We start from the raw sequence: 12,982 nt of genomic DNA on the forward strand, positions 1-12,982 counted from the left end.
AGCTTGAATAATTAAAAGATTGTAGGCCAGCACGTCTCTGCCATGCCTACAATCGATATCATAAAAAGGTAAACGAATAATTAATAATTAGTCTTGCCATTTTGATTTTACAAAGTTATCCATGCGACGAACCGCTTCTTCCAATAATTCCAGGGAAGTCGCATAGCTTAAACGAACAGTAGAAGGTACCCCGAAACCGGAGCCTGGCACAACTGCAACATTTGCCTCCGTTAAGAGCGCTGTTGCAAAATCATCTACCGACCCATAACCTGTTTTACGCGCAGCTTCCGCTACATCCGGCAATAAATAAAATGCCCCTTGTGGCTTAATCACGTGGAAACCGGGAATGGCATTTAATTTTGGATAAATTGTTTCCAAGCGTCCTTCAAATGCTTTTCTCATTTCTTCCACGGAATCTTGCGGACCGTTGTAAGCTTCAATTGTAGCATATTGAGATGTAGTTGTTGGGTTGGAAGTAGAGTGCGATGCAAGATCTGTCATCGGTTTGATAATGTCTGCGTCCCCAGCAGCGTACCCAATCCGCCATCCTGTCATGGAATGTGATTTAGCAACTCCATTAACGACAATTGTACGTTTTTTTACTTCTTCCGAAAGCTCGGCAATAGAAAAATGCTCTAAACCATTGTATAGAAGTTTTTCATAAATTTCATCCGAAACGATTAATAGATCTTTTTCAACCGCCACTTGTGCCAACTCGGCTAATTCTTCGCGCGTATAAACCATGCCGGATGGGTTGCTTGGCGAGTTGATGATTACGGCTTTTGTTTTTTCCGTTGCAGCATCACGCAATTGTGCTGCAGTGATTTTAAAGTTTTGTTTGCTTGTGCTTTCCACGTATACCGGAACGCCGCCAGCCAGTTTCACCTGTTCAGGATATGAAACCCAATAAGGAATCGGGATGATTACTTCGTCTCCCTCATTTAAAATAACTTGGAATAAAGTGTAAAGAACATGTTTAGCCCCGATGCCGACAATAATTTCGTTTTGTTTGTATTCAAGGTTGTTGTCGCGTGCTAATTTATCAATGATCGCTTGTTTCAAAGCTGGAAGCCCGCCTGAAGGAGTATATTTCGTATGGCCAGCGTACATCGATTCTGCTGCGGCATCCAGAATGTTTTTCGGTGTATTGAAGTCAGGCTCTCCCGCTCCCAAGCCGATCACATCGATTCCTTGTGCTTTCAGCTCTTTCGCTTTTGCTGTAATGGCCAAAGTTGCTGATGGCGTTAAAGTTTTTACACGGTTAGCTAATAAATCTTTCATAAAAAATCTACTCCTCTACAAGTTCAAAATACGTTTCCACCATTGCCCGTCTTCAAAAATAATATAGACATAATTCAGTTTTTCCGCCTTGTTTGTATAGGTAATTTCCCATACAGCGCCAACTTCTTCATATCCCAATTTCGTGTGAAGAATTTCTTTCACTTCTACATTTTCATTATTTAAAACCGACAAAGCTTGCTCTTTAGTAATACCGTCCTGCAAAAACACTTCCTGAATCGAATTCTCTTCTAGACTGATTGGAACAAATATTGCTTTTTCGTTACCTTCCTCGTCTTCCCCGAACACTGTAACGTACGGTTTATTACCATTATAAACATAAGAGTCCGATACTACCGCCAAAGACTTTGTTGAAAGAGCAAGTTCTTCCGCTTGCTTTTCGATGTCATCGAATGGTTCGTCGGATTTCCAAATTACGAGTACAGAAATAACAAGTGCCAATGATACAAAAAAGACGGAAATGAAAATTATCCAGTTTTTCATCGAATCACCTTCATCTGTGTTGCTGATTTATTTCTCATTTTCGTCTACCTGCTTTCTTTCCTCTTCCTTGCTATTATACCAATGTTCAATCTCCAACACCATATCTTGTAATGGTAGTTTATGAACCGAAATTTGCGGTAAAGCCCTTAAAAACTCCACTCCATATGATTTTGTTTCAATTCGCCGATCCAATACCACAAATACTCCCTTGTCTTGGGAGGAGCGGATCAGGCGGCCAAAGCCCTGTTTAAAGCGCAAGATCGCCTCGGGCAGTGACAGTTCCGTAAAGGCATTTATTCCCTGTTGCTGCAAAAGTGCAGACTTGGCTTTAAACGTTGGTTCCTCGGGTGCCGAAAATGGCAGACGAACGACCACAACCGTTGATAAACCTTCTCCCGGTACATCTACACCCTCCCAAAAGCTATTTGTTCCAAATAATACTGACTGGCTGAATTTTTGGAAGGATTTTAACAAACGCATTCGGCTTCCGTTTGTAATGCCTTGGGCAAAAAGCATATAGTCGAAAAGGAGCTCGCTTTCCTGTATTAACTCAACTGTCTTTCTTAGCATTTCCTGAGAAGTAAATAAGACAAAACATCGTCCTTTTGTCGCTCTTACAACTTGCGTGATGGCCAATGCAACGGACTCCACATAATCCGTTTGGGAGACCCCTTGGATATCCGGCATATCATTGACGATAAATGCTTTCGCTCCTTGATAATACTCTTTTGGCGCCTGAAGCATTTCCATCGGCACCTGCGCTGGGATGCCCAGTTGATTGGCAACAAAACGTTCATTATTTGGTACAGACAATGTGCCTGAAGTCCAGATTACGGCTGCTTGTTCTCGGAAAGGTTGGAGAAGTTGCTCGATAGCAGTCTTTATTCGAATCGGTTTCTTTAAAATTCGAATGCTGCCTGGCACGTTTCTTACGTCGATTTCGACCCAGGTTGTATAATCTTCGCGAACATTCAAGAAGATTTCATCCCATTCATTCACTTTCACCTTAAATTGCCGAATCCAATAGTCCCATTGTTCCACGATTAAAAGATGTTGTGGCGCAATTTGTTCGATATCTTTTTTAAACTGGGAGGACATTTGTTCCGCTAGGTCGATCCAGTTTTGCATGGCTTTAGAGAAGTCAACGATCAGATCATGGTTTAATGCGATTTCCTGAAGAAAAACTGTCCGTTTTGAATTGGCTTTGGATTGGGCTGAAATTTGCTTCATTTGTTGAACGATCATTTGCATGGTTTGATCAAACAGACCAGTTAATTGATTAAAGATTTTCTCCAATTGATGGAAGTAGGATAAGGGAACCCGGTGTTTTTTTAAAGCAATTTTTTGAAAAGTCGCAAATAGTTCCTCATCGCTCGCCATTCCGATTCGGCCAAAAATATATTTCCAATTGGTAAAGGTAAAAACTGCCTGATTCTGCTGGACCGCAGCCTGAATGAACTGATGCGCTTCATCAATAATCAAGCCATCGATTTTTTCAAAGATGGGTTCATGTCGTGCAAGGTCGGCAAGAAGCATGGAGTGATTTGTTATGATCAAATCAGCTTCTTCGCTCTCTCTTATCGCCTTATCATAAAAATCAAACGGATGGTTTTCTCCAGTGTACTCCCCATTTTTTCGGATTTTATCAATAAACAATTGTCCTCCGCCCGAACTATTAAGCTCGGACAAATCTCCCGTTTCCGTTTTGGATAACCAGACAAGTACCTGAAGGACAATTAACGTTTCATCGTAAGATAATTCCTGATTTTTTAAGATTTGTTCAAAAAGCACCACATCAATATAATTTTTCTTTCCTTTTAGCAAGGCAACCTTGATCGGACGGCCAATCATTTCCTCTACTTTTGGAATTTCGTTCAGCAAAAGCTGTTCCAGTAAATGAGTAGTGTACGTACTGATACAAACTTTGCGATTTTTTTGTTTTGCATAAATGATGGAAGGCGTTAAATAGCCGATTGTTTTTCCAATTCCCGTAGACGCTTCGATCAGTACTTCCGTTTTTTGGTTTAGATGCTCCCAAATGGTATCCATCATTTCAAACTGTTTGGGACGTTCTTCAAAGCCAGGAATCGCTTTTTTAAACATTGCTATTTTATCGGAACTCGCAACAGGATAAGCGATCTGATCCTGCACGGTTCTTTTTGATGCGTGACTCTTCTTTAAAGCTAATTTGTTATAATAAACGACGGATTGATCGTTGGAAACGGAATTTCGTTTGATTTGCAATGCATCAAATAATAAATGCGCTATATTTGTTTTAAGACGGAAAGATTTCTTATGCATGATTTCCAATGTTTCAAGCGGAAGCTTCAGCAGTTCTTCCCAGCACCTTTTCAACAGCAGTGCACAGGCCAGTGCATCATCATCTGCACGATGGGCATTATCCAGAGGGATATTCAATTCCGCAGCCAAATCGCCCAGTTTATAACTCAAGGCAGATGGAAATAGAATTTTTGCTAATTCCACGGTATCTATTTTTTTCCCTTTCCAAACAGGCATACCCACACGCTTGAATTCCCCCTGCAAGAACGATAGATCAAAATCCGTATTATGCGCTACAAAAATTGCATCCTGCAAAAGTTCATAGATAGTTTCAGCGTAATCCTCAAATGGAAGAGCATCCTGAACATCGGCATCTGTAATATTCGTCAAATCTTGAATAAAGAGCGGGATTGGTTTCCCCGGTTGAATGAATGATGTAAAAGTCTTTGTAATACACCAATCTTTCATGAGGACAATTGCGATTTGAATCATGCGATCTCCATTTGCTTGAGAATGACCGGTCGTTTCAATATCAACAATTGCATATTCTCTACTTTCCATCATATTTCTCAACTCACAATTTTAAAGATATTTCACAAGGACGTTAACTTAATTTAAGTCCATTTAGATAAGCGAATTTTATCATATAAATGAGAGCTAGGTCATGTTAGGACCATGGAAATTAGGGAAGATACTTTAGACAATGGCTAAACGATACAATATTAGCATTGAAACAATTTAGAAGGAATTATTGATTGAGATATAAATTAATGAAGGAGAGATACATTCATATGGTGAAGGACTATCCAGTTTACCCTTATCTTGACGTTAAGAAAAAAGTTGTGGAGCAGCCGATTGCTTTTCCGCCACAGCATCAACAACAGACACCGGGATTCGAATGGGCAATGGATCCAAGGCCGATATTTGATTATGAAGGATTTAAAGGCAGTGAAAAATTAAAAGGAAAAGCGGCACTCATCACTGGTGGAGATAGTGGAATTGGACGTGCAGTGGCAGTTGCTTACGCCAAAGAAGGTGCCGATTTGACAATTGTTTATCTAAATGAGGACCAGGATGCAAAAGAGACAAAGCAATATGTAGAGCAATTTGATGTTAATTGTTTACTTATAGAGGGGGACTTGCGGAACCCAACAGTTTCTGAATTTGCTGTGGCTCAAACAATTAAAAATTATGGCCGTTTGGATATTGTGGTAAATAATGCCTCGGTCCAGCCATTCACAAAAGATATTCTGGACATATCCAATGAGCAGCTTGAGGACACGTTTCGAACAAACGTTTTTCCGCTTTTCTACATGACAAAAGCTTCTCTTCCCTACCTGAAACAAGGGGGTTCAATCATTAATACCACTTCAAGAGTTGCCTATGAAGGAGATAAAAACGTCATCGACTATTCCGCAACAAAAGGTGCTGTCGTTTCCTTCACACGTTCCATGGCATTATCACTTGCAGACAAAGGAATACGCGTCAATGCTGTTGCTCCGGGTCCGGCATGGACACCACTTACTGTGAGTACCTATTCGGCAGAACATGTTTCTACACTTGGTACAGACATTCCGATGGGACGTGCCGCGCAACCCTTTGAAATTGCACCTCCATTTGTATATCTTGCAACAAACGAGTCGCTGTACGTAACAGGACAAGTTCTACATGTAAACGGTGGGAAAATACGCTATTCATAAAAAAGACGAGGCGAATCGTTCAGCTCCGCGTCGACGAAAACCCAACGTCCTGCTCCTGCGATTACTCGTCGCAAAATGCTTTTGCTGCAGATGTTTTTTTCGCGAAAGCGATATGTAAATGCAAAGCAAAGATTGTACTAAAAAAAGGCAAAATAAAAGAGCAGGGGCTCATCTCCCTGCTCACAAAAACAAAGTACTCCGACAAATCCGTGTCGTAATGAGTACTTTGGTTGTAAAGTATAAACTTTACTTGGTTTGGCACCGAAAATTATTATAACAAAAATATTTCATAATAGCAATAGTGTTTTGGAATTTGAACAGTGTCTAGCTCCAGCGCCCAGCCCCTCGAGGCGCGGTCTGTCCTCGGTCGAAAGCTGGAAAGACACTTTCGATTCGGGCCCTCCAGCGCTTGAGGCTCATACGATGTGAGTCATGTCGACGATGCAACAGGACGTTGCGCTTTCGTCGACGCGGGGCTAAGCAGGGCGCTTGCGCTTTTCTTATAGAACCGTAGCTTCGGGTTCGTACGAAATCAGCTCTTTTACCCTGTTTTGTTCGCCCATGATGGCTACTGTTGGCTTATGATCTTTTGCTTCTTCGTTGGATACATACACATAGGAGATGACGATCACGATATCTCCCTTTTGGACAAGACGCGCTGCCGCGCCATTTACACAGATAACCCCGCTCCCGCGCTCTCCGGCAATGATATACGTTTCAAAGCGGGCACCGTTATTATTGTTGACCACATGCACTTTTTCATTTGGCAGCATTCCCACAGCATCCAGCAAATCTTCATCAATCGTGATGGACCCAACATAATTTAAATCTGCTTGTGTTACTTGTGCACGATGGATTTTGCTATTCATCATCATTCTAAACATTGGCTGTTTCTCCTTTTAAAGAAAAGATAATATTATCAATTAATCTCGTTTTTCCAATATAGACTGCAGCGGCCAGCAGAAAATGCTCCGTTTCCTCAGTCACCGCCTGCAAATCCGGATAAGAGTAGATTTCCAAATAATCAATGTTCCCGTCCGTCTTGGACAAAATATGCGCTGAAGCGATTTCAACTGCGCCTTTCACATCACCTTTGCTCAAAAACTCTTCTTTTGCTAAAAGCAATGCTTCAAATATGGCAGGTGCATTCGCGCGTTCTTGTTCACTTAAGTAAACATTGCGGGAAGATTTGGCCAACCCGTCTTCTTCCCGAACAATCGGCACTGTCCGGACCTCCAGGGGAAAATTAAAGTCTCTTACAAGCGTCTGTATCAGCGCTACTTGCTGTGCATCCTTTTGGCCAAAGTAAGCCCGGTCTGGTTCAACCAAATGGAAAAGCTTTGCCACTACTTGCAGGACGCCATCAAAATGTCCAGGTCTGGACGCGCCGCACAAAATCTCTGATTGTCGTCCAGCTACAATCTTGATGCCGCCGTTCGATGGATACATTTCCTTAACGGACGGCGCAAAAATGAAATCTACACCAACGGACTCGGCAAGACGTGTATCTCTCTCCAAATCTCTAGGGTAGGAGTCAAAATCTTCATTTGGCCCGAATTGTGTAGGATTAACGAATATACTCATCACGACCAATTCATTTTCCTTGCGGGCCGCATTAGCTAAAGTTAAATGCCCTTCATGCAGATAGCCCATCGTTGGCACGAAACCAATGGACTTTCCAGCTGCTTTTTCTTCTTTGACGATCGATTTTAATTCGGCAATGGTTTCGATAACCCTCATTATTTTACGCCTCCATAAACCCTGGTTAATTCTTCGTCCTTCATCGTGAAACTATGTTTTAATGTTGGAAACGAATTGTCTTTTACTGCTGCTGTATAGTTGCTGATGCCGCGTTCAATTTCTTCACCGACAAAGGCAAAACTTTCTACAAACTTAGGAATATGGTGCCCGCCAAAGGTCAATAAATCATGAAAAACAAGAACTTGCCCATCTGCAGAAGGGCCTGCTCCGATTCCAATTGTCGGAATGGCCAATTCTTTCGTAACGGCTTCCGTTAGCTGGTGCGGAATGCATTCAAGTACCACTGCACAAGCCCCCGCTTCTTCACATTCTTTGGCTTCCTTAATTAACCGCATTGCTTGTTCTGCTGTTTTGCCTTGCACTTTATATCCACCCAAAACGTTTGCCAACTGTGGTTGGAGACCTAAGTGGGCAACCACCGGAATTCCCGTATTGGTTAATTTTTCAATGGCTTTTGCAACATCTCCGGCACCTTCAAGCTTTAACGCATCGGCTCCCGTCTCCTGCATCATCTTTACAGCAGTCTTCAACGTATCATTCAAATCACCATGGTAAGAGCCAAAAGGCATATCAACCACCATAAACGTTTCCTTTGCCCCGCGCCGTACCGCTTTTGCATGATGAATCATATCGTCTACCGTCACCGGTAAAGTAGAATCATAGCCAAGAACGACCATGCCCAGCGAATCACCGACTAAAATCATATCCACACCGGCTTGTTCGGAAAATTTTGCAGCTGGATAATCATACGCAGTAATCATGGCTATTTTTTCGCCTTGGTTTTTCATTTTTAAAAAATCACTCGTACTTTTCACCATTTTCTCCTCCTTTTATTAAGAAGAAAACAATCGAAAAACGATAAAAATCCTCCTATCTAAAAATAGACAGAAGGATTGCGTTTAACGAATCACATAGAATGCGCATAGGTGTATTTGCGACTGACAAAAGCTTTCATCCTAGCTTTGTACATGTTGCAAGCTTTCAGGCATCAAGCAATTGTGACTACGCTAATGCTTTCGTCACAAGCTTTTTGCTGATTAAAGTAGATTGCGCATTTTGTTTTCTTCCGTCCCTGTCATATACGATCAAGGCAGATCTTTTTTAGTAGCATTGTAGAAAGGTACAGTTCAGTAATGATACTGTCCATACCGCTACTATAACAATTTTGGAAGAAAACGTACATATAAATTTTAAAAGAAAATATTTTTTAAGAACTTTCAGCTTTTTTCATAGAATCAATCATATTACTTTTGGATTGTCATCTCTTTTTCTGTTTGGGCAGGAGTGGATGGATTGGAGGATGACCGCACTTTTCCGCACCGCACACAACAATCTGTAAAATAACTGTACTTATGATAGCCAAGCATACGACAAACAAATGATTTCACTACTTTCACAGGGCTTAGTCTCCTCTTGTAATATTTTATTTAAAACTTTGCAACCTTAAACAGAAAAGGTTTCATTTGGAAAAAATTACCTCGCTAAATAATCTATATGCCATTTTTCGTGACTATATAACCAAAAGCAAAAAGACTTCTTTTCACCTACGAAAAGAAGTCTCCTATCAAAATAGTTATTTAATTGTATATGGGTGAGAAGATTATTTTGGTTATTTCAATTCAATATCTGCAGAGTAAATCTGCTTGATATCGCCATTGCCTAGTTGGATTTCCAATACGCCGCCTTCCGTGATGCCGATTGCTTTTCCTTCGATCACTTCCGTTAACGTAGTAGCTTTTATACTTTTGCCAATCGTTCCTGAAGCTTCTTCCCATAATTTCTTGATAGGACTGAAACCTTCCGAAACATATTGATCGCAATAGTGCTCTAAATTGTTTAGAATTTCCGCTACCAGTTCTGCACGATTTAGTTGGCCTTCCTCTTCTATACTTAATGACGTTGCAATGGAATGAAGTTCTTCCGGGAAATCTTTGCGTTGTTGATTCACATTAATCCCAATTCCAATCAGCAGCGCCTGCACTCGATCGACTTCTGCTATCATTTCAGTCAAGATGCCCGTACATTTTCGTCCATTAATCAAAATATCGTTCGGCCATTTGATTGTCGGGGTAAAATTTTTGCATTGAGACTTGATGGCATTCACGATGGCAACGGCAGCCACCAATGTAAATTGAGGTGCTTGGTGCGGCAAAACATCCGGCTTAATAATGACCGTCATCCATATTCCTTTTCCCTTTGTGGACTCCCAAGGGCGGCTCATACGTCCCTTTCCTCTTATCTGGCTTTCCGCAATAACGACTGTGCCGTCCATTGCGCCATTTTGAGCTAACTCATGAGCAATGATTTGTGTGGAGTCGCACTCCTCCAAATAGTGAATCGTGTGTCCGAAACGATTTGTAGATAAAAAGGATGCAATACTTGCTGCATCCACTTTGTCCAGTTTATTAGTTAAGAGATATCCTTTTTTCTTCAATGTTTCAAAAGTATATCCTTCTTCTTGCAAGGTCTGTAAGTGTTTCCATACAGCAGTGCGGGAGATGCCCAATTCTTCTGCCAGCGCCTGGCCTGAAATCGGTTCTCCGGGAGCTTGAAGAAAACGCTTTAATATTCTATCTTTCATTGATAAAGTCATTTAAGAACCATTCCTTCAAATTTTCTGCGTTATTTTCTGTATATCCATGCAATACTGCGATGATTGCGGCGTCAAGAGCCACTTTAATCCATGGTCCTTTCTTTCGCGATGTCCAGGCGATTAAATCATTTCCGTTAATCGCCAGCTGATCGCGCGATTGAATAGGCAAGGAGTTTTTCACTTTCTGGATGGACTCTTTGGCGAAAGGAACATCTAGGTTTTGCCAGATTGCAAAATCATATGCAGTCTCAAGAACATCCAAATTTGTTGAAAAATAATCCATTGCCGTCCATTTTGACTGCAATGCATCATAAGCATTCAACACGTCACGGATAAACGTTTTTTCCTTTCTGGAAAAATGATAAAAATCGGCAATCTTTTGAAAGTCCTGTCGGTTAAGCAAACATAAATAAGCCCATCCCACCTCTGGTTTTGCTGTTTTAAATTGTTTCCACTGATTAATCTGTTCCGGGAAATTCCCCACTAGGTAACGCGCCAACCTGCTATCGATCAGCAATCTTAGACCATTATAAACATAGTCGCTTTTCCACATTTTCGCCATTTCCATTGCTATTCGTTCGTTCGCGATAAAATCAATCAAATCGCTATCAACCTTAATGGCCTCGAGGGTTTTCTGTTCAATCGAAAAGCCTAATTGCGCACTGAAACGAATCGCTCTTAACATACGAAGCGCATCCTCGCGAAAACGTACAGTGGCATTTCCTACCGCACGAATGACTTTTTGTTCAATATCCTGTTTTCCGCCAAACAAGTCAATGATGGTCCCATCTTTTTTTATGGCCATGGCATTGATGGTAAAGTCCCGTCTTTCCAAATCTTGTTCAAGGCTGCGAACAAAAGTTACTTCTTCCGGTCTGCGATAATCAGTATATGTACCTTCCGTTCGATAAGTGGTTACTTCGATCGGTTCTCCTTCATCGAGCACTAGAATGGTGCCATGTTCAATGCCCACATCGACCGTGGCTGAAAATATTTGTTTTACCTCGGAAGGCAATGCACTCGTTGCAACATCCACATCATTGACTGTCCGATCCAGAAGAAAGTCTCGAACAGCACCACCTACAATCACCGCTTCAAAACCAGCTCTTTCTATTTTGTCAATGACGCGCAATGCAACGCGCCATTCCTCGTTCACATTCATACACGCAGTGCCACCAATCGTTCATATAATTGTTCGTAATGATCTATAATCGGTTTTGCCAAAAATTTAGTTTGCACTGTGGAAATGGCGGCTTGCCGGAATTGGATTAATTTTTCTTCATCCTGCAGTAATTCAATTGCATATTGAGCGGCCGCATCAGTATCTCCCAATTCAACAACAAAACCATTTTCTCCATGGGAAACGACTTCCGGAATTCCCCCAACGTTCGTACCAATTCCCGGTACCCCGCACGCAAGAGCTTCCAGCAAAACCAGACCGAACGATTCATTTTCGGACAATAATAGTTTCAAATCACTAATTCCAAAAAGTTCGGCTACATTTTCTTGTTTTCCTAAAAATAGCACATCGTCTTTAAAGGGGGATGTTTGTATGGAGTCCAGCACTCGATGTTTTTCAGGCCCATCACCAACAAGAAGCAATTTCGCCGGCATTTTTTCACGAACCTTGAAAAAGGTGCGAACCACATCGGGCAGGTTTTTAATTTTACGGAAGTTCGAAACGTGGATTAAAACGCGCTCGTCTTCCCGTATGCCAAATTGCTCTTTGAGATTTCCTGTATCGATCGGTTTGAATACGGATTCGTCCACAAAATTATAAACTGTTTCGATTTCTTTTGTTGTCCCGATCAAGTCATACGTCTGCTGCTTTAAAGCATCGGAAACAGCTGTCACAATGTCCGATTTCTCAATTCCATATTTAATGGCTGGGGCCATCGTAGAATCTTGCCCCAATACTGAAATATCCGTTCCATGCAATGTGGTTACGATTCCGATATTTTCACCGCACATTTCACGCGCCAACACCGCACACACAGCATGGGGAATAGCATAATGGACGTGAATCACATCGAGCTGTTTTTCTTTGATCACGTCCGCCATCTTGCTGGCCAAAGCAATGTCATACGGGGGATATTGAAATACGGAATAATTATTTACCTCCACTTCGTGAAAAAATACGTTAGGATAAATCTTATTTAATCGAAATGGAACACTGGACGTTATAAAATGGATTTCATGCCCTCTTTCTGCAAGCTTTTTTCCCAGTTCCGTAGCCAAAACCCCAGATCCACCCACTGTTGGATAACATGTAATTCCAATTCTTAATTTTCTCATCCGACGTTCATCCTCTCTATCCAAGATATTTAATTATTTTTAGAATTAATTAATCAAATATGTGTAGATTCATGTATGCTTGTTTTTAGCTAAAACGCAAAAAAGCATCCGTCAGAAGTTCTCTATATTTAGATAATTAACGACTAAATTTATTTTTTGAAACCACTATTTACGTCTTTCCTGAATTAATCTCCAATCAACAAACCCTTCTTGAAGACCTTTCAGCAGTATTTCGGCGGTTCCCATATTTGTAGCCAGCGGGATATGGTATACATCACAGAGCCTTACCAGCGCAGCTACATCTGGTTCATGCGGCTGTGCAGTTAAAGGATCCCGGAAAAAGAAGACCATGTCCATATCGTTATTGGCAATCATCGCTCCAATTTGCTGATCGCCGCCTAATGGTCCTGACCGAAACCTTGTAACTTTCAATCCAACTTCATCTTGTATTCTTTGTCCAGTTGTTCCTGTTGCATATAGGTCATGTTCTTGTAATATCTCTTTATATGCAATCGCAAATTCAACTAGACTATCTTTTTTTCGATCATGAGCAACCAGCGCAATTTTCATG

Annotated in this window: 11 protein-coding genes; 1 reads left to right on the forward strand and 10 read right to left on the reverse strand. The window is 41.3% G+C overall.

What is annotated here, in order from left to right:
• Positions 1 to 87: 87 nt before the first annotated feature.
• The 3 genes from D1B33_RS00095 to dinG are packed head-to-tail and all read right to left on the reverse strand — an operon-like array spanning position 88 to position 4,626.
• Positions 88 to 1,281 carry a pyridoxal phosphate-dependent aminotransferase gene (locus tag D1B33_RS00095; protein ID WP_118874303.1) on the reverse strand — a complete coding sequence of 398 codons (1,194 nt, stop codon included), beginning with the start codon at positions 1,279 to 1,281 and terminating at the stop codon, positions 88 to 90.
• A gap of 15 nt (positions 1,282 to 1,296) precedes the next feature.
• Positions 1,297 to 1,782 carry a cell wall elongation regulator TseB-like domain-containing protein gene (locus D1B33_RS00100; RefSeq protein WP_118874304.1) on the reverse strand — a complete coding sequence of 162 codons (486 nt, stop codon included), beginning with the start codon at positions 1,780 to 1,782 and terminating at the stop codon, positions 1,297 to 1,299.
• A gap of 27 nt (positions 1,783 to 1,809) precedes the next feature.
• Positions 1,810 to 4,626: an ATP-dependent DNA helicase DinG gene (gene dinG / locus D1B33_RS00105; protein ID WP_118874305.1), complete on the reverse strand. Its 2,817-nt coding sequence runs from the start codon at positions 4,624 to 4,626 to the stop codon at positions 1,810 to 1,812.
• A gap of 227 nt (positions 4,627 to 4,853) precedes the next feature.
• Between dinG and D1B33_RS00110 the strand changes: the two genes are divergently transcribed.
• Positions 4,854 to 5,762: an SDR family oxidoreductase gene (locus D1B33_RS00110; protein WP_118874306.1), complete on the forward strand. Its 909-nt coding sequence runs from the start codon at positions 4,854 to 4,856 to the stop codon at positions 5,760 to 5,762.
• A 500-nt stretch (positions 5,763 to 6,262) separates the two neighbouring features.
• On the opposite strand, the gene panD is transcribed toward D1B33_RS00110, so the two are convergent.
• From panD to mgsA, 7 genes are all read right to left on the reverse strand, one after another.
• Positions 6,263 to 6,646, reverse strand: a complete 384-nt coding sequence (panD, locus tag D1B33_RS00115) for an aspartate 1-decarboxylase (RefSeq protein WP_118874307.1) — start codon at positions 6,644 to 6,646, stop codon at positions 6,263 to 6,265.
• Positions 6,639 to 7,502, reverse strand: a complete 864-nt coding sequence (gene panC, locus D1B33_RS00120) for a pantoate--beta-alanine ligase (protein ID WP_118874308.1) — start codon at positions 7,500 to 7,502, stop codon at positions 6,639 to 6,641. The genes panD and panC overlap by 8 nt, the downstream gene beginning before the upstream one ends.
• Positions 7,502 to 8,338 (reverse strand): 3-methyl-2-oxobutanoate hydroxymethyltransferase, encoded by an 837-nt coding sequence (gene panB / locus D1B33_RS00125; RefSeq protein WP_118875171.1) that lies wholly within the window; start codon positions 8,336 to 8,338, stop codon positions 7,502 to 7,504. The genes panC and panB overlap by 1 nt, the downstream gene beginning before the upstream one ends.
• Positions 8,339 to 9,132: 794 nt before the next feature.
• A complete protein-coding gene (locus D1B33_RS00130; RefSeq protein ID WP_118874309.1) occupies positions 9,133 to 10,116 on the reverse strand; it encodes a biotin--[acetyl-CoA-carboxylase] ligase in 984 nt (327 codons plus the stop codon).
• Positions 10,094 to 11,278: a CCA tRNA nucleotidyltransferase gene (locus D1B33_RS00135; protein ID WP_118874310.1), complete on the reverse strand. Its 1,185-nt coding sequence runs from the start codon at positions 11,276 to 11,278 to the stop codon at positions 10,094 to 10,096. The genes D1B33_RS00130 and D1B33_RS00135 overlap by 23 nt, the downstream gene beginning before the upstream one ends.
• The gene (gene bshA, locus D1B33_RS00140) at positions 11,275 to 12,411 is read right to left on the reverse strand and encodes an N-acetyl-alpha-D-glucosaminyl L-malate synthase BshA (RefSeq protein ID WP_118874311.1); all 1,137 of its coding nucleotides are present in this window, start codon (positions 12,409 to 12,411) and stop codon (positions 11,275 to 11,277) included. Before bshA ends, D1B33_RS00135 begins: the two co-directional genes overlap by 4 nt.
• Before the next feature lie 165 nt (positions 12,412 to 12,576).
• Positions 12,577 to 12,981, reverse strand: coding sequence for a methylglyoxal synthase (gene mgsA / locus D1B33_RS00145; RefSeq protein WP_118874312.1), 405 nt, complete (start codon positions 12,979 to 12,981; stop codon positions 12,577 to 12,579).
• Position 12,982 lies beyond the last annotated feature (1 nt).

It is taken from the genome of Ureibacillus yapensis (assembly GCF_003515775.1).
Taxonomy (GTDB): domain Bacteria; phylum Bacillota; class Bacilli; order Bacillales_A; family Planococcaceae; genus Ureibacillus; species Ureibacillus yapensis.